This is a genomic window from Borrelia tillae (assembly GCF_055693965.1).
The window spans coordinates 578696-602507 of record NZ_CM146346.1 but is presented as its reverse complement, the minus strand read 5'-3'; the positions used below and the strand labels follow the sequence as shown (position 1 = coordinate 602507).

Here is a 23812-nt window from a genome sequence, read left to right as displayed (position 1 = left end):
TCCTAAAACGGTAAATAATAGCTTAAGATGCTAATTGCCCTTATAGCCTGCTCAAAAATAATGATAAATGCCAACAGTAACACTCCTGCTACAATTAAATTCACAGCATAAGACATACTTTTATCTGTAACTATATTATTTATTCTAATAGACAAAGGAATTAATAATGAATCAACGCTTTTCATAAGATCAGTACCATCAAACAAATGTAAAAATAAAAATATTAATCTTAAAGCAAAGAAAAAAATAAGCGCAAAAGAGATACTTCTTAATATTCCCCAAATTTCTATAATAAACAATATAACAAATGTAGACAGCTTATAATCACCATAAGACAACATTCGCTCAAATATTGTAAGAGTAATTAAAGCTGCAACTGGGGAAAAATCATACATGCCAAGCCTAAAAAATCGAATCCTTCTAAAAATAGATAAAAATGGTTCTGTTGAATTATATATGAATCTAAAAAACTTACTAGCATTAATTCCTGAAGATACAAGCCAACTAAGAAGAATTCTAAGTAAAATTAAAATTCTATAAATATTTAAAAACACAATTAACGTTTCTATTATCACAACTAATCCTCCTAATCAACCCAAATATCTTCTACTATTTCATGGCATCTCAATTCATTAAGTTTAAACTCATCAGGCTTAAATTTTAAGGCCAAATCCATTTTAAGTTTTACATTTCTACCATCACTGCTTAAATAAAAATAAACATGTGAATAGCCAGTACTATCTTCAAAATTAAAGAGCTTATCCTTTAAAGCATAAAGAAGATCAGAATCATTTAATCTCTCATTAGAAAACTTAATATGAATATTATTAATCTTATTAACAGAAATATCTTCAATGCTTAAGACTTTATCAACAATTATTGAAAACTTATCTCTATTAAATGTAAGCTTACCTATAACACCAATTACATCACCTTCAATCAATAAATGTCTATATTTTTCATAAGGTTTGGTAAAAATCACAAGATCTATTGCGCCTTTAAAATCTTCAATAACTCCAAAGGCCATTCTATCATTACCTTTCTTAGTATAAATAACTTTTACTAAATTCAAACTACCAGCAAATCTAACAATAGTATCCTTTCTAAGCGCAAGTTCTTCTAAAACATTAAAATTTGTAAATCGCTCCAATTCAGTCTTATAAGGATCAAGAGGGTGTCCAGATACATAGAATCCTAAAAGGTCCTTCTCAAATCTTAAGAGTTCAGGATAAGAATATTCCTCAAATACATGATAATTAAAACTACTTTGAACAATATCATTAGAGTCAAGAATACTAAACAAACTCCTCTGACCAAGTTTTTTATCATTTTTATCTTTTGTTACAGAATCTATTAATTTATCAAGATTTTCAAAAAGAGTTTTTCTATTCTGGTCAAGACTGTCAAAGAGTCCGGATTTTATTGCAGATTCAAGAAATTTTTTATTTATAACCTTATCATCCACTCTTCGAATAAAATTTTCAAAGGATTTATAATTTCCATTTTTTTCTCTCTCAACAATTATCAAATCAACCATTCCCTCCCCAATATTCTTAATACCAGTAAGCCCATAAGAAATATTACAATCAATCACACGAAACTCTTTGAAAGACTGATTTATATCGGGTCTTAAAATGCTAATTCCCATAGATTTTGCTTCTTCAATATAATAAGACAACTTTTCAGTATTATTAATCTCATTTGTTAAATTGGCAGCCATAAAATTTGCAGGATAATTGGCCTTAAGATATGCCGTTTGATAAGCTATTAAAGAATACGCAGCTGCATGTGATTTGTTAAATCCATAACCAGCAAATGGTTTTAAAAGTTCAAATATATCATTTGCAAGAGTTTTGTCATAACCTTTACTAATAGCACCTTCTATAAAATCAACTTTCATCTTATTCATTTCATCTTCTTTTTTCTTACCCATTGCACGTCTTAAAATATCTGCTTTTCCAAGAGAAAATCCAGCAATAATTCTTGCAACTTCCATCACTTGTTCTTGATAAACAATAACTCCATATGTTGGCTTTAAAACTTCTTTTAAATCTGAATGGGGATATTTAATCCGCTTAGCTCCTGTCTTAGCTGCAATAAATTGAGGTATAAACTGCATGGGACCTGGACGATAAAGTGCATTTAAAGCAATTAAATCCTCAATACTATCAGGTTTGGCCTCCCTTAAAACTTGTTGCATACCCTCAGATTCAAACTGAAAAACAGACGCACTACGCCCCTCAGATAACATCTTGAAAGTCTTAGTATCGCTATCAGAAATAGTAGCAATATTAAAATCAGGATTAGTAATCTTAATAAGGTTTTCTGCATTCTTGATTAAAGTTAATGTTTTAAGTCCAAGAAAATCCATCTTTACAAGACCACAATCTTCTAACAAGTCCATAGTATACTGTGTAGAAATAGTATCTTGCTTATAGTCCTTATAAAGTGGTACATAATCTGTTAAAGGTGCTCTTGAAATCACAATGCCTGCTGCATGGGTTGAAACATGCCTATTCATGCCTTCAAGAACAAGAGCCGCTTCAAGAAGTTCATCATAAACAGCTCCCTTATTTAAATAATCCTTTAAAAATCCATCTTCAATAACCTCTCTTAGAGACACTTTGGGACCATCAGGAATAAGTTTGGTAAGTTCATTAGACTCAACAAAAGGAATATCTAATACTCGTCCCACGTCTTTAAATACAGCCTTAGGTTTTAAGGTACCAAAGGTAATTATCTGCGCAACCTTATCCTCACCATATTTTCTAGTAACATACTTTATAACTTCATCTCTGCCTTCAAAGCAAAAATCAATATCAAAATCAGGCATAGATATACGCTCAGGATTTAAAAATCTTTCAAAAAGTAAGTTATATTTCAAAGGATCAATATCAGTAATTCTAAGAGCATATGCAACAATAGAACCAGCGCCAGAACCACGCCCAGGTCCAACCGGAATGCCATTATCATGTGCAAATTTAATAAAATCCCAAACAATTAAAAAATATGCTTCAAATCCCATTTTTATGATTATCGAAAGTTCATAAAAAGTCCGTTCCTTAATGCTATCAGTTATATTTGTATACCTAAACTTCAAACCTTCAAGTGTTAAATACTCTAAGTATTGACCCAAAGTATCAAATTCACTAGGCAGCTGATATTCAGGAAAAATAGGGCCTGGAAACTTAATTTCAAAATCATCACATTTTTGAGCTATCTTTAAAGTATTTTTTAAAGCTTCTGGCAAATCCTTAAAAAGCTCACACATCTCCTCTTGAGATTTAATATAAAATTCATCTGTCTCCATTTTAAGTCTATTAGGATCATTTCTCTTAGCCCCCGTTCCAATGCAAACAATAATATCTTGAGCTATTGAATCTTCTTTATTTACATAATGAGAATCATTAGAAACAGTTAGTGGAACACTAAATTCTTTGGAATAGGTAATCAACTTCTCATTAACTATCTCTTGTTGTTTAATTCCATGGCGTTGCAATTCAAGATAAAAATCATCACCAAAAACATTCTTAAACCAAATAATTTCATTCTTTGCATCATCAAACCTATTTGCAAGAATCAATTGAGGAATAATTCCACCAATACATGCAGACGTGCAAATGAGCCCTTCAGAATATTTTTCAATATCACCCTTATCTATCCTTGGGCGATAATAAAATCCCTCTAGATAAGCAATACTTGCCAACTTTAACAAATTTTTATAACCCAATTCATTCTTTGCAAGAAGAATTAAATGATAATAAGGCCTACCAAATTCATCATTTTTCTTCATATTCTTTGAAGTACTCGACATATAAGCTTCAATACCAATGATGGGTTTTATCCCTGCCTTTCTTGCTTCCTTGTAAAATCTAATAGCTCCAAAAAGATTTCCATGATCTGTTAATGCAATATGAGACATATTATATTCTCTTGCCTTTGCCACAATATCTGTAATCTTAGCAGCTCCATCTAAAAGAGAATAATCTGAATGCACATGTAAATGAATAAATTTAGCTTCTAAATCCATACTTATACTTATTTCACCAAAACTTGAATTTTATTGGACACATATCTTAACCTAAAGCAAAATATTAAATATTAAACCTTTAAATATTAAACTTCAACCCCACAAAAAAATAAAACAATAAAAATAATAAATCGAAGGTCATGCAAAAACACTAATGCCTTGATTTTCATATTCAACTACTATTTTTCGAATAGATTCAAGCCTGCTAACAATTTCATCTGATAAACTTTCAGCTTGGGCTAAAAAATCTACTGCACGTTTTAAATTTACACTGTCAACACTATCTTGTTCAAAAACTTTTATTATTCCAACAACAAGTTTATGAATATTTAAATAACTAGAATAAGCCTCTTCCCAGATTTCTCTAAGTTCTAAAGCCTTTGGAGCAAGTCCCTTATAAAACAATCCAAAACCATGTTTCATAGGATCAGTTTGAATAGCCATATTTTTTTGATTATCAACCATTGTTCTTACAATATTTATCCAAGACATCTGTTCTGAAATGATAAATTCCAATTCTTTTAAAAATTCATCATTGGAATACATAAACGCTTCAGAACTAGACAAAACATCACAGCTCCCTGATAAATATAAAATATTAGCTTCAACATTTTCAAGCTCACCAATTAATGTTGTAAATTCACCTTGTTTACCAACAAAATGCTTAAATAAATCTTCAAGAGAAGTAAGTTTTTCAATTATATTTGAAAAAAAATCATCAATATCTGATTGCAATTTTCTAATATTATCAGAAACTAAATCCTTAGATACCTGTTCAATTTCCTTAATAGAAATCATACTCATAACATTTTTTGCCTGATTCGAAAGCCGTTTAATCTCATCAGCAACAACAGAAAACCCTTTTCCATATTCTTTTGCTCTTGCCGCCTCAAGTTTGGCATTAAGAGAAATCATATTAGTCGCACCTAAAAAACTATTAATAGTCTCTAAACTGCCCTGAACTCCCACAATAACAGTGCTAACCCTTTTAAGTTTTTCTTCATTATTCTTCTCAATATCTTCAAAGATCATACTGACCTGATTACGCGCATCATTTGCCTTCTCAATAAGCTCCTCAAAGACTTTATCAATATTCTCAAAGTTAGAAAACAACTTTTTACACAAAAACTCAATACGAACTAATACATTACTAATAGAAGACTTGGCATGATAAAATCCCTTTATCACTTCTTTAACAGGAGCTAAACATTCATGCACATTTAAACCTTCATTACCATCATCAATACCAATTGAAGACTCATTCTTAGACGATTTAGACATATCAGATTCTTTTTTACCAAAAAACGAAAATTTATACATGAAAAAATTTTACCACAAAAAAGAATTTTCTAACAATATTTAACACATCTTAATTTAATGAATATTTAAAATACAATGAACTTAAAAATAAATAATTACAAAAAAATAGTTTAACATGAAATTACAAAGTTAAATTTCATATAAGCAATGAATAATAACTATTATTAAATAATAGTTATCCTTAATGGAATCAAAATATAACCTATACATCAAACAAGGAATTTATTTATTTTTCACTAAAACATATTTACTATATGTTCTATTATACTCAAATAAAACATACTCATAAGAAAAGAATTGAACAAGAATATTAATAAAACCCTCCAACTTCTCTTTTATAGCAGATGAATAAAGATCCGTATCAAGATTAAGAATCTCATTATCCAACCTAATTAAATCTTCATTCTGCTTTAAAATAACCTGTTTAGGCTGCCAAAAAAGAACATTAACATTACCACTTTGAATAAAAAATCTCTTAAATTCATACTCAAGAATCCACATGTTCCGCTTTTGCCTCAATAATACCAGTAATAACACATCTATCATAATCTACTCTTTTGATAAGCACTGCATCTGCAATCATGCTTTTTCCCAAAACATCAAGGGGGAATTGTTCTTCAATTTCATATTGTTTATTAAATGGTAGATTAGCTATCTTTCTTAAAAGATTAAGAAGTATATACCTTGTACTCATATCTTTATTATTAGGTCTAAGACAAGGTATTTTCATTCTATATTTAAGCTCATCAAAAAAATACTTAACTAACCTCTTAATAGCAATTGCCTTTTTAATATCATATTCTCTCATCATTCCTCCTAAAAAATATTCTAAAAAATAAACCATCATAAATTATATTAAATATTTAATACAATTTTTTAAAGGATTTTATAAAAGCAGTTCATACAAACATGCCTTATAAAAATCAAAGACATGCTTTTACCAAGCCTACAAAAAGCTTAGCTGGGTTTTCCAGTCTCGTAACAAGCTCAGGATGAAATTGACAAGCCACAAAAAATTTATTCTTTGGTATTTCTATTATCTTTACTATTTGTGAATCTTCAGAAACTCCAGATATCGTAAGCCCATGCTTCTTAAATAAATCAAGATAATCATTATTAACTTCATACCTATGTCTAAATCTCTCGACAATCATCTTGTGTCCATAAAGCTTAAAAGCAAGTGTATTTTCCTTTAATAAAACAGGATATCCTCCAAGTCTCATTGTAGCACCCTTATCCCTAAGTTCCTTTTGCTCAGGCAAGAGATGAATTACAGGACTAATAGAATTGCATGCAGAATGCTCCTCGGATAAATTTTCTTCAGTATCAGCATTAAGTATGCCACAAACATTACGTGCAAACTCAATTACCGCAAGTTGCATACCTAAGCAAATACCAAGAAAAGGAATATTATTCTCCCGAGCATATTTAATTGCACGTATTTTACCTTCATATCCTCTACCTCCAAATCCTCCAGGCACTATTATGCCATCTATACCATTTAACATTTCCTCATCAAAATTCATGCTGTCAATTACGGTTGTTTTAACTAAAATATCTAAATTAGCAGATACATGCGTCAAAGACTCAAATATTGATGCATAAGAATCGCCAAGCTCAATATATTTACCACAAATAGCAATATTTACCACTCTCTGCGAAAAACTCAAATTCCTCTTTATTACACCTACCAATCGTTCAAGACCATCCACCTTAGGTTTAACATTAACTTTTAATCTTGAAGCTAAAATCTCATGTAATCCCTGCTTATAAAAAGAAATGGGTATTTCATAAATAGTTGAAACATCAATATTATCAATAATAGATGATGCATCAATATTACAGAACATTGCTATTTTTTGTCTTATTTGTTTTGTAAGCAGTTGAGAACTTCTTGCAATAATTAAATCTGGAAAAATTCCAGCTTTATTTAAGGTTTTCACACTTTGTTGCGTAGGTTTTGATTTTTGCTCATTTATTCCAACAGGATTTGGAATATAAGTCAAATGCACAAAAGCAATATTATCAACCCCAATCTCATATTTGATCTGCCTCATTGTTTCAATAAACAAAATATTTTCCATATCCCCTACGGTACCACCAATCTCGATTAATAAAAGTTCACTACACTCTTCTTTAGCAATCTTAAAAATCGTATCTCTAATCTCATCAGTAACATGAGGAATTAGTTGCACAGTTCTTCCCAAATATTTTCCTTGTCTCTCATTTTCAAGAATATTCTTATATATCTTACCCATCGTAATGTTCCAACTAGATTTTGCATTCAAACTTAAAAACCGCTCATAATGACCAAAATCCATATCCACTTCTCCGCCATCATCAAGAACAAATACTTCTCCATGTTCAACAGGATTTAAAGTCCCAGGATCAGTGTTTAAATAGCCATCACATTTAATTGGTGTTATTCTTAAATCATCTTTAAATAACCGTGCGATACTTGCCGATGTAACTCCTTTACCTATTCCAGAAATCACACCACCTGTTACTACCAAAATTTTTAGATTATCTATCATTAATTACCCCCCCAAAAAAAAATAAATTCAAACGACCAATATCAACACTTTAAAATAGTTAAATCAAAACTTTTAATATTATCATTCTCAAACTATTTATTATATATACAATTAAAAAAAGATTTATAAATTGAAGAACACTACTATCCACACATTTATAAAAATAAATTTATCATGACAATACAATTCATGTATAAATAAAAACTGTCTTTAAAGCAATTTCAATAAAACTGCTATCTATGAAATATTAACATTCAACTTACATAAAGACACAATTAATTATACTTTTGAATTTTAATAATGAAATTTGTTGTATCAAAATATATATAATTTACATAACTGCCAAGCCAACACAAATAAAAATGATGCTACAAGAAAAGACATTAATTTTACAAAAATATCTAAACCACTCTTAGGATTTAAATTCCCTAAATTTTTAAGAATAAAATATGAATAACAATAAATTAATCCCGATAAGATTATATAAAAAAATCCTATAAAATCATAATCGCTTTGCTTCAACCTGGCATAAGACGTAACCTTAAATAAATAATTATTGATATAAAATCTAACAAAATAAAAAAAGATAAGCAATGACATTAAAGACAGATTTCCCATGATAACAGCTTTTAAAAAAGGATAATTTTTAAACATAAGTCTAGACAATAAAAACATAGAAAATCCTACAAAATAAAAAATATAAGCCTCTTTAAAAAAGCTGAAGCTCAAATCTAAAGAAGGATAAGAATAATCTGATATACACCCAATAAAAAAACTTTTATCTAAAAACATAGTTAAACCCAAACCTACATAACAACAAAAACTTAGAAATAAGGGAAAAATAAATAAAAATTTGGATAAATCAAATATATATCTCTCTAGTGTAGAGGCGGGCAGAGACAAATAAAATACATCTTTAAGTGAATCATGAATAGGATTATAATGAACAAACATATTGTATATTGAAACAATATATACGATACAAAATAAAAGTATAAAAAATAATATACCATCAATATTAAAAAGCAAATCAACTAAACGAAAGCCATAAATTTTAAAAAAAATATACATTACAAAAAAACCTACCGAAATTGCATTAAGTAAATAAAAATACAATTTTTTATGATTAATAAAATCAAACTTACACAACAAAAAAAATCTCTTCAAATTAAACATACTATTAGTCCTTCAATTTACTCGTAATATATAAGAAGAAAAATTCAGAATCAACAACACTATCATAAGGTTCATTTACACGATAAAGCGCCTTAAACCTTTTATCTTTTAAGTTATTATAATAAAGCTCTTCTCCATTCAATTTATCTACAAACTTAATTTTATAATTAGCATTAATATAAGAAACTGAATTTGAAAAAAGAATGCCATTATTACCAATAATGGTGACATAATCTATAACATCTACCAAATCTCTAATATTATGACCTGTAATAAAAATTATTTTGTTTTCCAGACCACTTATAAGTTCTCTAAAAGCATTCTTGGAGGCAATATCAAGGCCATTCGTTGGTTCATCAAATATCAAGATAGGAACACCTGTAGCAATAGCAAAAGCAATAATACTTTTCTTCTTCTGCCCGTATGACGAAGATACAAACTTTAGATTTAAATCTATCTCAAATTTTGATAGATATTCTTTAAAATTGTTTTCCTTAAAATCTGGATAAAACCCACACAAAGACCTATAATAATCATTTAAAGATATCTTGGGCAACTTAAATTCTGCAGGTACAAAAAATAAATTTGCCAAATTCAAAGGATCTCTTGGAAAGGCTTTCAAGAAATTAAATAAAACTTCTCCCTTTGATGGATTTAAAAGTCCGCTGACAAGCTTAAGTAAAGTAGTTTTTCCTGATGCGTTCTTGCCAAGAATCAAATAAACCTGTGGCTCTGAAAAATTTAACTTTAAATCTTCAAAAACTTTATTATTATGATAAGAAAATGAAGTATCTACAAATTCTATTTTCAATTAAAATTCTCCTTATACATTAATTGTAAAAAGAGATTTTAATAAATACAAGGACAAGACTTTAATTTTTTAAAAAAACACTACAAAGCAGTATAGAAAAATTAACATAAAGTCTTGCATTAAAATTCAAAATTTTAAGCATAACTCTTGGCAATATTGGAATCTCCCTGAATCTGGAACCTTTAAGGGTTACATAATAATTTTGAAACTCCTTCGATGCCCGAATTTCATTAAGAACAGAAATAAGTTTTTCTTTATAAGCCTTATAAATAAGCCGATCTTTAATATGATAACCTATGATATAAACCTGTTTAAAAGTAATATAAAAATAAATCTGTAAGTAAAAATTCTTATAATATTCAAAATACTTCTCAAAAAGTCCCTCCTCTTTTAAAAAATTCTCCACAAGCTTCATAGATGCACTAACCTTACCGATTACACTAATTGTCGAACTGGCCCTTCCCATCCGCTGAAAATTAGTATAAAAATAATTATTGACAAAAGAAACTTTACTTGCTTTTAAAAAAATATGAAGCATACAAACTATATCTTCCAACATTACGTCATGTAATTTAATATTATTTTTTATCATTAAATCTCTTCTAATCAACTTATCCCACAATGTACCAACAACAAAATTTTTTTTAACAAAACTAGAAAAAACAGTTAGCAACAAATTATTAAAAGCACATTCTCCTGTAATTGGATAGTTTGGAAAAGGAAGTAAAGATTTTCTTTTAATATTTTTTACAACAAAGTAAAGATAAAACTGAGAACAAACAACATCTGAATTATCAGCCTTCGCTCTATTATATAATACCTCAAGCATAGTATTCTCAACAGAATCATCACTATCCCAATAGATTATATATTCCCCTTCAGAAGTTTCAAGTCCTTTATTCCTAGAAGCAGCTATGCCCATATTTTTCTGATTAATAATTTTAACAAAATCATATTGATCAGCATACTTCTGTGCTATTTTTAAGCTTCTATCATAAATCCATCATTCACCAATATAATTTCTTTATCTCTTAATGTTTGATTAACAGCATTCTTTATTATCAATTCAAGGGTACTCTCAGAATTAAAAAAACAAATAATTACAGAGACCTTGTACTTATACATAAAATCCTCCTAAATAAACCCAACCTAATAAAAAGTCTGCATTAATAACTAAATATACTAATAATATTAATCATAAGGAAATACCGTATAGCATAGTTAATAAGCCCACATGTTTGAAATATATTCCCCAAGCAAACCAGTATATAAATATACTATATAATATAAATTAAAGAAACAGATAAATCTCAGAGAACACAAGGAGTTTCAATGCTCAAAATAATTAGCCTTGGAGGCGGAATAATCAATCCTGACAAAATTAACATAGAGTATATTAAAAATCTTAAAAATCTTATTTTTCAATGGTTACAAAATAAGAATAAAAGGAAAATTATTTTAATTACAGGGGGCGGAAAAACAGCAAGAGAGTATCAAGATGCGTATAAACAAATCAACCCTAATTTTCAAAACCATGAACTTGATGAAATTGGAATAATGGCAACTAAACTAAATGCCAAGCTTATAAGCAAAGTAATGCAACCATTTTGCATTGATGATATTGTAAAAGATCCAACACAAGATTTTAATTTCAAAGGACAAATACTAATTGCATCAGGATGGAAACCTGGATTTTCAACAGATTACATCACTGTAAAATTTGCAGAAAAGCTTAAATCAACTGAAATAATTAATTTAACTAATGTAAATCAAATTTACGATAAAGATCCAAGAAAATTTGAGGACGCAAAAGGACTACGAAGTATCACTTGGAACGAATTACAAAATATTGTTGGAAACAGTTGGGATCCTGGGTCAAATCTACCATTTGATCCAATGGCAACCAAATTAGCCTCAAAACTTGGTCTTAAAGCTTACGTATTAAATGGAACCAATCTTCAAAATTTAAAGAAAGTTTTAGATAAAAATGATGATTTTTTAGGAACTATTGTAGTAAAATAAAATCTATTGCCGGTATGGCGGAATTGGTAGACGCGTCAGACTCAAAATCTGATGGGGGCAACTTCGTGTCGGTTCGACCCCGACTACCGGTACTTGCACTCATTTCAAAATTCATTTAGACAAAAAGCATAATTCACTTAAAGAAATCTCTTTGCATTTACGTATATTAAAAGATGTTGATCAAACTGCAATCCGAGGAATAAAAATGACTTATTATATTGATATCAAATTTTTTAAAACAAAGGTTTAGATATTAAGTCTCTCAATAGCATTTTTATAAATTAAAAATAAGTTTCATAAGTTCACTCTCATCAATATATTCATTAGTTTTATGAGCTGTATTGTCTGAACCTTTAAACAATGGGACAAAAGCAACACAGTTTTTTAACGCCCTGGAATAAGTTGCAACGCCAATAGCAATAGGATTAACTCCAATCTCATCTGTAAAGTCCTTATAAACTTTAATTAAAGCCTTAATAAATTGTAAGTTAGAATCAACATAAAAAGGCTCAAGAAAAAAAATTTCATGATAATCTAAAAAATATAAACTTAAAGTTTTCTTTATTAAATCAACCAATTCTTCCTTTCTATAGCTTATAGGATATCTCATATCAAAAGATAAAACTTGATTAGATGTCTTAGACAACTTAATCTTAGTCAAGCAAAGAGTAAGTTTGCCTGACTTCGAATCCTCCAAAACCTTATCAAATAATTTTTCACCATTAATAATAAACCCAATTTTATCTTCAAAAAAATTAATAAAATTAGCTTTTATACCTAAAGACTTCATAACGTCTAGTACATAAGGAGCAACATTAATACCAAATTCAGGCAAAGAAGCCTGCGCCGAAATTCCGTGAATTAAAACATTATTCTCAAAAAATTTATATCTAATCTTACCATCAAGACTGTCAAGTAAAATCCTAAAATCGTCCCTATTAAAATCGCCAAGTTCAAAAGAACACTCATCATCAGGGGTCACATTATATCCAGTCCCAAGTCCAAAATTCATAAAAAATCTTTCACTACGAATAACATCAAACTGTAATAAACCCTTCTCAGCATTAACAACAGGAAAACCACCACCAAGTGTAAAGGAAAAATCAGGAATCTCTTCCCTAATCTTATATTTTTTAATACAACACCATTTACTCTCTTCGTCCGTCCCAAAAAATACTCTAAACCGTTTTTTGATAAAATTTCTTCCAAGATTAACAATTTAAAAGCATAAAGAATAGCCATTCAAGACCCTTTATCATCTAAAACACCCCTAGCACACACCTTGCCATCTCTAAAACTAAGCTTAAAAGGATTTGAATACCAATTAGACACATTGCCAGCATCAACAATATCAATGTGAGTCAAATACCTATAAGTTCATCACCCTGTCCTATATCAGCAAAACCATAATATCCATCTCAATCTTTATAAATTTTAAAACCAATATCTTGTGATATTTCTAAAACTTTATTTCAACATAAAGCAATTTGTTCTCCAAAAGGTCTATTTTCTAAAGCAGGGGGGCATTCATACCATTAAACTTTATCAATTCTTCTAAATGAAAATAAAACTGCTTTTTTAAATTAAAACTCATAATGCTTTAAGATAAAACCCCAAAAACAATTTCAAATATCTTAAAATTAAAATATCTTTGATATTGTTTGCATAAGAGTATCAGGATTGAAAGGTTTGACAAGCCAACCAGTAGCACCTGCTCTACGCCCCTCATCCACTTTGGACTGCTCAGATTCAGTTGTTAAAACCAATATTGGAACAAAACTCCCAAACTCTCTTATCTGTTTAATTACACCTATTCCATCTAAATTGGGCATATTAATATCCGTAATAATAAGATCAAAATCTTTATCGCTCTGCCCAACAGCTTCCTTAAATTTAGCCACACCCTCAAGCCCATCTTGAGCCTCAGAAACTCCAAAACCATTTTGCTCCAAGATATAAGCAACACTTTGTCTAATAGCCCTATTGTCATCTATAACCAAAATCCTTTTTTGCATGTAACACTCCTAAAACCCACATAAAAGTATACAAAAGTTAAAATAAAATTACACTACCCTCATCAAATGAATGGACATCTCTTTCATCTTCAATAAGAGACAATAAATATTTTTTATGAACAAATAAGGTAAACCTATTAGCAATTCTGAGAATAAATTCCTTATCTTCAATTTCAACACAATTTAAGCCATTGTTCAATAATTCTGAGCTAAGACTACTATTAATATCACTCTCTATTTCAGCTAAAGTCTTTTCAAGATTTAAAAAATCCATTTTTAAATTCTTAATATTGTGAATATCTAATTTTACTTCTTCAAATATTTCTAAGAAATCAACTGGAAATATTTCATATGATAATATATGATCAAGTGCTATCTTTTTTATCTCAGAAATATTATTCTTGATTTCCATGAATAATTTTTTAAATTTATTAAAATAATTTTTCTCAAGATAAAATCTATTATCACAATCTTTTAAAACTTTTTCAAAGAAAAATATTATTTGAGATAAGAATTCTCGTCCTTTAGTAATATTTAGCTCAATATTATTAATAATTTTTGACATTTCAGAAATATTACCTTCCATATCCTCAAGTTCAACTCTCTTGACAACCTCTATTTTAGAAGCTATATTGATATTTTGAAATCTAGAAGAGATAGACGAAATATTTGAAAACATTAATTCTAAAGATTTAACAAGCTTAATCTGTTCATAATAAAGCTTCAAAAAATTAGAATTATTAGTTTCAACATCATCGATCCTTTTAAGTAAATTCGATAAAATAACAGAAAAAGATTCTACTGCCTTTGAAATATCAATATATAAAGAATTATCTGCTTTTAAATCATTGATTCTCTGAATAGATGCAATAGACGTGTCAATAAATTCTTCAAAAACTACCAAATTTTCATCTAATTTATTAATAACATCGCTGACAATCATTTTGGATGAATCTGTAAATAGAGATAAAACTTTTAACTTTTGAAGCTCACTTATATCTCTAAACTTAAAAACATCAACACTTGAATACATAATATTTAAATGATACAAAGACTGAGTAAGTCTATCTTGAAACTGCAAATAAGATACAGCATTAACAAATTTGAATTTAAATTCACCTAGTATATTCAATATATCATCATAAAAGGCAATAACTTCTCCAATGCTCCCTGAAAATTCATCTATATTTTTAACCAAACTATCTTTAAATTCTTCAAGAATTTTATTCTCGGCCGTATTATTTTCAAGTATTTTATCCTTAGCACAATCAAGTCCAACTTTAATATCCCTACCCTTACTAGTAAGCTGATCTGCTTGCTTGATCATAGACTGAGTTAAGGTCTTAATTTCATTTGTAATATAAGAAAAAGCACTCCCTGCATTTCCTGCTCTCATGGCAACAGTCAATGTATTGATAGACATTATTTCCATATCAATAGAGCTCTTTTTCATTTTTTCAATCACATCTTCAAGAATTTCTATGTCCTTAACCTTATCCCTTATTACTCCAAACTGAGATTCCAGCAATTCAGTTGAAGAATTAAAATAAGATATGAAATCATCTAACACCTTTAACACCTTAGAGATAAAGGTATTTAAAGAATATTCATTATCAATATCAAGATCAGAAACAAATTCAATATTGAAAGATAAATCCTTAATATCTTTAGAAAGTTTTTCTATCAATTTGGGAATTGATTTGCTTAAATTAGCATAAACTTGTCTTGAGCGGCTATCAAAGGCTTCAAGTTCGCCAAATAATTTATTAATATGCGAGTCAATATCTAACAACTTATTATCTTCCATTAAGACTCCTTAAAATATATTCAGATATTTTATTTAAAGGAAGTACTTTATCTACAGCACCTATTTTGATGGCCTCCATAGGCATACCAAACACCACAGATGTTGCTTGATCTTGAGCAATATTATATCCACCATTTTTTTTCATCTCAAGCATACAATAAGCACCATCATCCCCCATACCCGTAAGCATTACTCCAATAGCATTTTCCCCAGCATACATAGCAGCAGACCGGAACAAAACATTGACAGAAGGCTTATGCCTACTAACCAAAGGGCCATCTAACAAATTAACAAAATAATTTCCATTAGCATACTTAACAATTAAATGATAATTACCATTTGCAATTATTACAAGCCCGGGTCTTAAAATATCTCCATCCTCAGCCTCTTTTACATCAATTTCAAGTTCATTATTCAAACTTTTTGCAAAAGATGTTGTAAATCCCCCTGGCATATGTTGAACAACAACAATCGGAGGGGAATTTTTCTTAAAAAACTTTAAAAAAATTCTTAAAGCTTCAGTGCCACCAGTCGAAGAGCCAACAAAAATCACTTTTCCTGTTTTATTTTTATTAATAATACCTTGATACTTCAAGACAACATCTGGATCATTTTTTGGAGCAACATTAATAACATCTGAAACCTTATAACTTTTTGTTATACCAGTAATATGACTATCATGTTTTTTCCTATTCTCAGACTTAGCAAAAAAATCAGGCGCTTTTATTCTTTTAGTTTCAAGAGAAGCAATAAATTTATTGCTGGCCAATTGCTTAATTTCAGATTTTATTAAATCCAAATAATCACTTCTAAATAAATTAACTGTAAGCTTAAAATTAAGTTTATTTATTATTAATTTAAGTTTATCTCTTTTAGGTTCAAGAAAGCCAAGCTTAGGATAAATTTCATCTTCTGCTATAAAGACAACAGGCAAAGAAATATTATTCAGAACATTATTAAGTGCACTTCCAAAATGTGATTTGGCTGTATTTTCATCAATAATAACCAGATCAGGAAATTTTTGTAAAAAAACATTAATAAGATTTAAAGAATTAGCACCTGGGCTTAATATCTCAACATCTGCATCCTTAGAAAAAGTTCTAACAAAAACCTGTCTTATAAGCCCTTGAATATCAATTACCAATACTTTCATTATTTTAGTATACCCTCTACCTTGCCTTAAAAAACCCTAAAACATACCACATGTTAAAGTCTACTATAGCTACCTTATGATTTTGGTTATTGCATCAATATCCATCACTAATGCCAGGCTACCATTCCCAAGTATTGTAGCTCCAGAAATCCCTTCTACTCCTGAATAAATTTTACCTAAAGTCTTTACAACAGTCTGATGCTGTCCTAACACCTCATCTACAACAATGCCTATCTTGCCACTATTTGTATTAACAACAACAACATGCTCACTATCATTCTTCTCATCAGATATTTCAAAAAATTCTCTAAGACGTATGAAGCTAATCATACTCCCCCTATAGTTCATAACATTACTATTACTCTCAAAGCCACACATTCTAGAAATCAACTTATCAGCTTCAAGACAATATTCAACACTAGAAAGCGGAACAATAAAATGCTCATCCTTGACTCTGACCAACCACCCTTCAATAATTGCTAAAGTCAATGGGAAAATCAACTTTATGCGAGTATATTTACCAAATTCACTCTCAAGAATCACATGCCCTCTAAGAGACTCCACCTGCTTTCTCACAACATCCATTCCAACACCACGCCCTGATATATTTGTAACAACATCAGCAGTTGAAAATCCAGGTTCGAAAATTAAATTATAAATATCTATATCTGACAAAGTTTTTGCAATAGACTCAGATATTATATTTCTTTCAATAGCGCGCTTAATTATTTTATTCTTATCAAGTCCTCTACCGTCATCTTCGATAACAACAACCACAGAATCACCTGATTGATAGGCAGAAAGTTTAATTGCACCCTGAGATTCCTTCCCTGCATCTATCCTCTCCTCAACCGATTCAATTCCATGATCAATTGAATTCCTTATTAAATGCACTAAAGGTTCATTTAATCTCTCAATAATACTCTTGTCAAGAACAGTATCTCCACCCTGCGAATAATAATGAATTGATTTGCCAAGCTGAGTAGATAAATCCTTAACTATTCTTTGAAATTTGACAAACAAAATCTCAATAGGAACCGTTCTAAGCCCTGTAGTATAATCTCTAAGCTCGCTAATAATCAAAGAAAATTCAGCCGCTATCGAATTTAAAATATTATTATTACTATTCTCAGCTTCTTTTGCAAGCTTAGACTGAATTGTAACAAGTTCACCAACAAGGTTTACTAGATGATCTAGTTTTTTTGAATCAACCTTAATACTTGAAATGTTTATTTTACTTTTAACAGTATCACCATTAATTCCACCTTTAAAGACTGTCCTATTTTTATCATATAGCCCTTCTGATTTTGACATAACTTGTTCTTTTATGGACATGTCACCATCTAAATTACCAATCGAAGGCTCAAGCTCAAAAGCCTCGGATATTTCATAAAACTCATCCATTTCTTCAACAACAAATTTTGACTGCCCATCTAAAAATATAAAAATATCTTCTATAGATCTCTCACTTTCTTCTGTTTCTAACTTAACTTCCCATTCAACATAAACATTATCAGGTGATATCAACTCTAAATCAGGAATATTTGCAACCCTAGCTTTTACTTGCCCATTTCCTAAATTTAATAATTTTTTTAAAAAATTGATTGGTTTGTGCCCATGAAATAAAATTCCCCTTGAAGGCGAAAAAAGAATTCTATATACCTTAGTCTCAACATTTAAAGCTTCATCCTCAAACTTATCTCTGCTCAAAGATGTATCCATTGCAGATTGATGCAAATCAAAATCATCCTTAAACCCAAATTCCTTCTTGATTGTGTCTATCAGATTTTTTTCACGTTCCTTATATGCATTCTCATCAATGGCTTCATCTCCTTCAATAAGTTCACGAATAAAATCAACCGCCATTAAAATAGAATCAACAGTGTCCTGATTAAACTTATCAGAACCTTTTTTCACAGGTTCAAGTACCGTTTCTATTTCATGTACAAGAGAAGCTGTCAAATTAAAGCCAAACATCCCTGCACTACCCTTTATTGTATGAAGATTCCTAAAAATAGAATTGATAACTTCTTCTCCCGACTCAAATTCAATATTAAGAAGTGCATGCTCAATGTCTGCAATATTTTCTATAGACTCTTCTTTAAAAGAGTCTTTAAATTTATCTATCATATCACTACTGTTCATAAACTTGCCCTTAAATACATAAAACTAAAATTCAACTAAACTAAGGCCTAAATCCAAGTTATCAATATCCTCAATGTCATTTAAAAATCCACCATATATCAATGAACTTAAAACTTCGTCCGATGGATATTCTATCTTTATAAATAAATTTCTATCTTTAGCATATTTATTGGAAGCATACAAAATTTGTATAAAAGTAACATCTATTTTCTCTACATTTGAAAGATTAATCACAAGAGTCTCTTTTTCTTTCATCTCTTTAAAAATATTTAAAAGATCTTCTTTAACTTTGAAAATATTGTTTACTACAAGTTCTCCTTCTGGGTTATAGATCATAACACGTACAACTCCTACTGATCATCATGACCATCATATATTGTAGTATTTTTAAATTTAGAGAGTTCTGCAATATCAAATAGACTCGCTATATCAAGAATAATAATAAATTTATCATTATGTTTACCTATTCCAGATATAAATCTTGAATTGAATCTCGTACCAATCTTTGGAGCATCATCAATATCAGACGATCCTAACTCAAGAACTTCATTAACATAATCTACCAAAATTCCAAGATTTAATTCATCACCCTCATAAACTAAAGTTAATATAATAATATTTGAAATATTAACCTCTTTCTTCTTATTCCCATCATCACTAACTTTACGCTCTCCCATACCAAATTGCTTTCTAATATCAATTATTGGAACTATTTTCCCTCTATTGTTAATTATACCTGCCATATAATCAGGAGTTCTTGGTATTTTTGAGATTTTAGTATATTCTAATACTTCCACAACATATTTAATCTCAATAGCATAAAGTTCATCCAAACTAAATAAAAGATACTGATTTAATGTACCTTGCATATCATTTTCTACTTCCATAAATGCCTCTTAATAACATAACTTACATAAGTCAAAACGTTTTATTCATTCTTCACATATCTCACATATTTTATGTATCAATTATAAACCAAAATTTCCAATACTAAACAAATATAACAATGTTAAAACATTATATATAAGGAATAAAATTTAATATAATTATTTCATCCAGTAAAACCAAAATATAAATACATAATTAGCTACTTAACTAGACATAATAATATCTGATCACTTAAACAATTGTTACACTTAAGTAAAGCATTGCACAAAAGTATTAACAAGAAATTTAATAAAAGATAGTAAACGATAAGAAGACCTCTTGGCACAAATTTATTGTATTATGTAAATCCAGAATTAAACTTTATTTCATATCTTAATAATAAAGGAAAAAACTTATGAAAAAACAAAGCATAATTGCTTTAATATTTATGCTACTTTCAATATCTACATTTGCAAATCCAACATCAATAAATAGAAGCAAATTTGGAATGGGAATCTTACTGCCATTTCCAATTACATTAGAACTCAATATCAAAAACTTTGACATAGATTTAGGTATTTATAACGGCGCAAATAATCTTTTTCAGGACTGGCAAACCTTATTCCTTGCAGTAGATTATATCTTCTACATACATACCTTTGGGGGAGTTGACATTCTAGATTTTGCTGTTGGGGGGGGTGGTTATGGAACAATATGGTTCTCAAGATGGAGCAATAATCAAGCAGATAGTGGACCAGTGAGTTTGGGGGGACGATTACCATTAATGCTAAATCTGGCAATAGCTAGAAAGAATTTTGACATATTTCTAAAAATCGCACCTGGTCTTGGAATAAATATACGGAGTGGTGGAGTTGGATTTAGATGGGAAATGTTTGCCGGAATTGGTATGCGACTATGGTTTGCATAAGCAAACTTTATCATATAAAGAGAAGTGCTTAAGGTCATCTCTTTACAGATTTACAAAATATCAAAACCAAACTTAAAAACAGATTAAAATCAAGGTCACTAAAGACTGGTTCTATTATAACAATCTTTGACAATAGGATTAGAAACCACCAATATCCAAATCACTGCCAATTCCTAACACATATTTTATACTAATTTTATACTAAATGTCATAACTGCCATTTTCGTTTAAAAATTTAAATATTTGAGAATATAAACATAATAAAGATATTTACTTATAAATAAAGGATTCACTACTATCACATGACAAAAATAATCTTAATCTTATTACTAATAACTTATTTTGATGCTCAAGCAAAACATACACATGCATATATCAGTGCAAATAACAATAAAGGTCATTTTGGTGTTGGAATCTTAGGACCATTATCAAACGCATTGCAACTAACTTTAACTAAAAACATAGAAATATAAATTGGAATGCACAATGGATTAAAAACCTATTCCAAACTTTCAACATATTGTTTATATCCTTAGAATTTATTGCGCTCTCATCAAATTCAAATGGTATACGCATCATTAGGAATTGAAATTTAGGGGCTATGATGGTATCTGAATGAAAAAATATCCATAAAATATCCAAGTCAATAAATATAGGAATCAGAATATCTCTTACTCTAACCTTACCAATTATTAAAAAAAGTTTTGATATGTTCTTAAAAACAGGAACAAACATTAATATCTGGAACACAGGTGAAAATAATTAAAAACAAAAATGAGAAGCATTTGCTGAACTTAATACAAAACTATAACTTGCATAAGAATCAATAATATTATTGGCCTCTCAATTTTTAAGGTCAAATTAAATGAATGCCTTTTATACAATTTTATTAATAATCAAAAATGACATATAATAATATAAAATATTCATTGGCGGGAACTTAATGCAAAAATTAGTACTAAGAGTATTACTAATACTAGTCACATGGATTGGCGCATTTGGAAAAAGCTCATACTCAGACAGACCAATAGGATTTGGGGGAAGTATTGGAAATCCAATACTTAATTGTATTATGTCATTCCCATTTATCGATCTTGAAATAGGCTACGGAGGCACTAATGGTATCAATCTATCGCCTGACACTCTCAAATCAAAACAATATGATTTCAAGGTATTCATACTCTCAGCTTTAGATTTAATATTTACAATTCCGATAATGAAAAAATTATTTATTGGAACAGGAATTGGTGGAAACATACATATATCATCTAACAGATCAAGTTTCACAAACATGGAAATGGGATTTGGATTTAGGATACCAATGGTCGTTTTGTATGATTTAACATCAAAAATAGAAATAGGAGTAAAAATGGCACCTTCACTAGAATTCATATCCAATGCAAAATCCATGGCATATCACTATTTTTATGCAGGGTTCAAAATAAATATAACTGGTGGGATATTTATCAAGTATTACATTATTTAAATATCAAGCTTAAATTATCACCTATCAGTTCTCAAAATTATTCCCATAACTATTACCAAGTACTATGAAAAAATTCACCTCTTTTTGAATCAATTCTCTCAAAACTATGCGCTCCAAAAAAATCCCTTTGAGCCTGAATTAAATTCGCTGGCAAGCAATTAGTAGAATAAGAATCCAAGAAAGAAAGACTTGAATAAAATACTGGCAAAGGTATTCCAATTTCGCTAGCTTTTGATATTATTCGTCTTAAAGATTGATGATGCCTTTTTATTATATCCAAAAAGTAATCATCAAAAAGTAAGCTAATAAGATGTGGATTTTTATCATAAGCTAATTTAATCTTATCTAAAAAAGCACTTTTAATAATGCAACCTTCTCGCCATACTAAAGAAATTTTTCCCAAATTTAAGTCCCAAGCATAACTAACAGACGCATTCTTAAGCATCATAAATCCTTGTGCATAAGCTACTATTTTAGAAATTAAAAGGGCATAATAGAGATCCAAAATCCAATCACTAATATCAAACTTAACAAAGTCCACATCCATTTTTAAGATGTCACTAGCAATCACTCTTTCATGCTTTAACCCTGACAAGATCCTTGCAAATACAGATTCAAAAATTAGATTTGCTGGTACATTTAATTGCAAAGCTTCAATTGATACCCATTTTCCAGTACCTTTTTGATTTGCAATATCTAAGACCTTATCCAATAAATACTCATTATTTTCCTTATATTTTAAAATCCTAGATGTTATTTCTATCAAATAACTAGAAAGCTCACCTTCACTCCATTTATCAAATACTTCAGAAATTCTTAAATTATCTAAGTCAAAAGCCCTTTTCATAAAGAAATATGCTTCACTAATGAGTTGCATATCTGCATATTCAATTCCATTGTGTATCATTTTTACATAGTGCCCAGCACCATTTTCACCAACATGAGCAGAACAAATATCTCCAGTGTTCGTCTTGGCGGCTATTTTATTTAAAATAGGCTCAATTAGCCCATACGCCTTTTTACTACCACCATACATCAAAGAAGGTCCAAACCGTGCACCCATTTCACCACCTGAAATTCCAAGTCCAACAAAATAAATATCCTTAGAAGATAATTCTTGTTCTCTTCTTATTGTATCTTTATAGTGAGAATTTCCTCCATCAATAATAACATCAAATTTTTCAACCAAAGGTAAGATCTGTTCAATAACTTCATCTACGGCTGAACTTGCTACCATAAGAATAATTTTTCTAGGTTTTTTCAAACTCCCAATAAAGGTCTCAATATCTTTAAACCCATTAATTTTTTTATGAACATTGTTTACAAAGAAAATTTCCATTTTATCATGATCTCTATTATAAACAGAAACATTAAACCCGTTATCCGCAATATTTAAAGATAAATTGCTGCCCATGACTCCTAGCCCATAAATACCAATATCCATTCTATTCTCCCCCACCCTAATCTTTCATTATAAATAAATTGATTTTATTCATTATTTTTAGATTATGTTATATT

20 protein-coding genes, 1 tRNA gene and 2 pseudogenes are annotated in these 23812 nt (G+C 29.4%); 5 read left to right on the top strand and 18 right to left on the bottom strand.

Going from position 1 to position 23812, the window contains the following annotated elements; all coding sequences use genetic code 11:
• Positions 1-2: 2 nt before the first annotated feature.
• The 8 genes and pseudogenes from ACWUD1_RS02985 to ACWUD1_RS02950 all read right to left on the bottom strand — a co-directional run bounded on the left by ACWUD1_RS02985 (position 3) and on the right by ACWUD1_RS02950 (position 10996).
• Positions 3-575, bottom strand: a complete 573-nt coding sequence (locus ACWUD1_RS02985) for a YggT family protein (RefSeq protein ID WP_472756361.1) — start codon at positions 573-575, stop codon at positions 3-5.
• An 11-nt stretch (positions 576-586) separates the two neighbouring features.
• Positions 587-4030 carry a DNA polymerase III subunit alpha gene (gene dnaE / locus ACWUD1_RS02980; protein ID WP_472756360.1) on the bottom strand — a complete coding sequence of 1148 codons (3444 nt, stop codon included), beginning with the start codon at positions 4028-4030 and terminating at the stop codon, positions 587-589.
• Between the two features lie 138 nt (positions 4031-4168).
• Complete coding sequence (locus ACWUD1_RS02975; RefSeq protein WP_472756359.1) at positions 4169-5350, bottom strand: methyl-accepting chemotaxis protein; 1182 nt, start codon at positions 5348-5350, stop codon at positions 4169-4171.
• A 222-nt stretch (positions 5351-5572) separates the two neighbouring features.
• A pseudogene (locus tag ACWUD1_RS02970) lies at positions 5573-6158 on the bottom strand (hypothetical protein).
• Between the two features lie 115 nt (positions 6159-6273).
• On the bottom strand, positions 6274-7884 hold the full coding sequence (gene pyrG / locus ACWUD1_RS02965) for a glutamine hydrolyzing CTP synthase (protein WP_472756358.1): 1611 nt from the start codon (positions 7882-7884) through the stop codon (positions 6274-6276).
• 315 nt (positions 7885-8199) lie between these two features.
• On the bottom strand, positions 8200-9060 hold the full coding sequence (locus ACWUD1_RS02960; protein WP_472756357.1) for an ABC transporter permease: 861 nt from the start codon (positions 9058-9060) through the stop codon (positions 8200-8202).
• Between the two features lie 4 nt (positions 9061-9064).
• Positions 9065-9871, bottom strand: a complete 807-nt coding sequence (locus ACWUD1_RS02955) for an ATP-binding cassette domain-containing protein (RefSeq protein WP_472756356.1) — start codon at positions 9869-9871, stop codon at positions 9065-9067.
• Positions 9872-9932: 61 nt separating this feature from the next.
• Positions 9933-10996, bottom strand: a pseudogene (locus ACWUD1_RS02950) (glycosyltransferase family 2 protein).
• 207 nt (positions 10997-11203) lie between these two features.
• Between ACWUD1_RS02950 and pyrH the strand changes: the two are divergent.
• Together pyrH and ACWUD1_RS02940 are read left to right on the top strand one after the other, a co-directional pair.
• Complete coding sequence (gene pyrH / locus ACWUD1_RS02945; RefSeq protein ID WP_472756355.1) at positions 11204-11893, top strand: UMP kinase; 690 nt, start codon at positions 11204-11206, stop codon at positions 11891-11893.
• 8 nt (positions 11894-11901) lie between these two features.
• Positions 11902-11985, top strand: a tRNA-Leu gene (locus ACWUD1_RS02940).
• Between the two features lie 182 nt (positions 11986-12167).
• Here the strand turns inward: ACWUD1_RS02940 and ACWUD1_RS02935 are convergent.
• From ACWUD1_RS02935 to ACWUD1_RS02900, 8 genes are all read right to left on the bottom strand, one after another.
• Complete coding sequence (locus ACWUD1_RS02935; RefSeq protein WP_472756354.1) at positions 12168-12905, bottom strand: zinc-binding metallopeptidase family protein; 738 nt, start codon at positions 12903-12905, stop codon at positions 12168-12170.
• Positions 12906-13135: 230 nt separating this feature from the next.
• On the bottom strand, positions 13136-13258 hold the full coding sequence (locus tag ACWUD1_RS02930; RefSeq protein ID WP_472756353.1) for a M20/M25/M40 family metallo-hydrolase: 123 nt from the start codon (positions 13256-13258) through the stop codon (positions 13136-13138).
• 275 nt (positions 13259-13533) lie between these two features.
• The gene (locus ACWUD1_RS02925; protein ID WP_472756352.1) at positions 13534-13908 is read right to left on the bottom strand and encodes a response regulator; all 375 of its coding nucleotides are present in this window, start codon (positions 13906-13908) and stop codon (positions 13534-13536) included.
• 37 nt (positions 13909-13945) lie between these two features.
• Positions 13946-15715, bottom strand: a complete 1770-nt coding sequence (locus ACWUD1_RS02920) for a BB0569 family chemotaxis protein (protein WP_472756351.1) — start codon at positions 15713-15715, stop codon at positions 13946-13948.
• Entirely contained in the window at positions 15705-16868 is a 1164-nt protein-coding gene (locus ACWUD1_RS02915) for a chemotaxis protein CheB (RefSeq protein ID WP_472756350.1), read from the bottom strand. The genes ACWUD1_RS02920 and ACWUD1_RS02915 overlap by 11 nt, the downstream gene beginning before the upstream one ends.
• Positions 16869-16937: 69 nt before the next feature.
• A complete protein-coding gene (locus ACWUD1_RS02910; RefSeq protein ID WP_472756349.1) occupies positions 16938-19013 on the bottom strand; it encodes a chemotaxis protein CheA in 2076 nt (691 codons plus the stop codon).
• Between the two features lie 24 nt (positions 19014-19037).
• Positions 19038-19349 (bottom strand): STAS domain-containing protein, encoded by a 312-nt coding sequence (locus ACWUD1_RS02905; RefSeq protein WP_472756348.1) that lies wholly within the window; start codon positions 19347-19349, stop codon positions 19038-19040.
• Positions 19350-19363: 14 nt separating this feature from the next.
• Positions 19364-19900 (bottom strand): chemotaxis protein CheW, encoded by a 537-nt coding sequence (locus ACWUD1_RS02900; protein WP_472756347.1) that lies wholly within the window; start codon positions 19898-19900, stop codon positions 19364-19366.
• Between the two features lie 395 nt (positions 19901-20295).
• Between ACWUD1_RS02900 and ACWUD1_RS02895 the strand changes: the two genes are divergently transcribed.
• Both ACWUD1_RS02895 and ACWUD1_RS02890 read left to right on the top strand, forming a co-directional pair.
• Positions 20296-20808: a BAPKO_0422 family outer member beta-barrel protein gene (locus ACWUD1_RS02895; protein WP_472756346.1), complete on the top strand. Its 513-nt coding sequence runs from the start codon at positions 20296-20298 to the stop codon at positions 20806-20808.
• Between the two features lie 302 nt (positions 20809-21110).
• On the top strand, positions 21111-21281 hold the full coding sequence (locus ACWUD1_RS02890) for a hypothetical protein (protein WP_472756345.1): 171 nt from the start codon (positions 21111-21113) through the stop codon (positions 21279-21281).
• Here the strand turns inward: ACWUD1_RS02890 and ACWUD1_RS02885 are convergent.
• Positions 21262-21558: a hypothetical protein gene (locus ACWUD1_RS02885; protein ID WP_472756344.1), complete on the bottom strand. Its 297-nt coding sequence runs from the start codon at positions 21556-21558 to the stop codon at positions 21262-21264. The genes ACWUD1_RS02890 and ACWUD1_RS02885 overlap by 20 nt on opposite strands.
• Positions 21559-21751: 193 nt before the next feature.
• On the opposite strand from ACWUD1_RS02885, the gene ACWUD1_RS02880 reads away from it, so the two are divergent.
• The gene (locus ACWUD1_RS02880) at positions 21752-22294 is read left to right on the top strand and encodes a BAPKO_0422 family outer member beta-barrel protein (RefSeq protein ID WP_472756343.1); all 543 of its coding nucleotides are present in this window, start codon (positions 21752-21754) and stop codon (positions 22292-22294) included.
• Between the two features lie 52 nt (positions 22295-22346).
• Here the strand turns inward: ACWUD1_RS02880 and gnd are convergent, their stop codons facing one another.
• Positions 22347-23738, bottom strand: coding sequence for a decarboxylating NADP(+)-dependent phosphogluconate dehydrogenase (gnd, locus tag ACWUD1_RS02875; RefSeq protein WP_472756342.1), 1392 nt, complete (start codon positions 23736-23738; stop codon positions 22347-22349).
• Positions 23739-23812 lie beyond the last annotated feature (74 nt).

Excerpts from the sequence above, each read along its gene's own strand:
- dnaE (WP_472756360.1), bottom strand. The coding sequence starts at position 4,030 with ATGGATTTAGAAGCTAAATTTATTCATTTACATGTGCATTCAGATTAT.
- ACWUD1_RS02975 (WP_472756359.1), bottom strand. The coding sequence starts at position 5,350 with ATGTATAAATTTTCGTTTTTTGGTAAAAAAGAATCTGATATGTCTAAA.
- pyrG (WP_472756358.1), bottom strand. The coding sequence starts at position 7,884 with ATGATAGATAATCTAAAAATTTTGGTAGTAACAGGTGGTGTGATTTCT.
- ACWUD1_RS02960 (WP_472756357.1), bottom strand. The coding sequence starts at position 9,060 with ATGTTTAATTTGAAGAGATTTTTTTTGTTGTGTAAGTTTGATTTTATT.
- pyrH (WP_472756355.1), top strand. The coding sequence starts at position 11,204 with ATGCTCAAAATAATTAGCCTTGGAGGCGGAATAATCAATCCTGACAAA.
- ACWUD1_RS02935 (WP_472756354.1), bottom strand. The coding sequence starts at position 12,905 with ATGAATTTTGGACTTGGGACTGGATATAATGTGACCCCTGATGATGAG.
- ACWUD1_RS02925 (WP_472756352.1), bottom strand. The coding sequence starts at position 13,908 with ATGCAAAAAAGGATTTTGGTTATAGATGACAATAGGGCTATTAGACAA.
- ACWUD1_RS02920 (WP_472756351.1), bottom strand. The coding sequence starts at position 15,715 with ATGGAAGATAATAAGTTGTTAGATATTGACTCGCATATTAATAAATTA.
- ACWUD1_RS02915 (WP_472756350.1), bottom strand. The coding sequence starts at position 16,868 with ATGAAAGTATTGGTAATTGATATTCAAGGGCTTATAAGACAGGTTTTT.
- ACWUD1_RS02910 (WP_472756349.1), bottom strand. The coding sequence starts at position 19,013 with ATGAACAGTAGTGATATGATAGATAAATTTAAAGACTCTTTTAAAGAA.
- ACWUD1_RS02905 (WP_472756348.1), bottom strand. The coding sequence starts at position 19,349 with ATGATCTATAACCCAGAAGGAGAACTTGTAGTAAACAATATTTTCAAA.
- ACWUD1_RS02900 (WP_472756347.1), bottom strand. The coding sequence starts at position 19,900 with ATGGAAGTAGAAAATGATATGCAAGGTACATTAAATCAGTATCTTTTA.
- ACWUD1_RS02895 (WP_472756346.1), top strand. The coding sequence starts at position 20,296 with ATGAAAAAACAAAGCATAATTGCTTTAATATTTATGCTACTTTCAATA.
- ACWUD1_RS02890 (WP_472756345.1), top strand. The coding sequence starts at position 21,111 with ATGACAAAAATAATCTTAATCTTATTACTAATAACTTATTTTGATGCT.
- ACWUD1_RS02880 (WP_472756343.1), top strand. The coding sequence starts at position 21,752 with ATGCAAAAATTAGTACTAAGAGTATTACTAATACTAGTCACATGGATT.
- gnd (WP_472756342.1), bottom strand. The coding sequence starts at position 23,738 with ATGGATATTGGTATTTATGGGCTAGGAGTCATGGGCAGCAATTTATCT.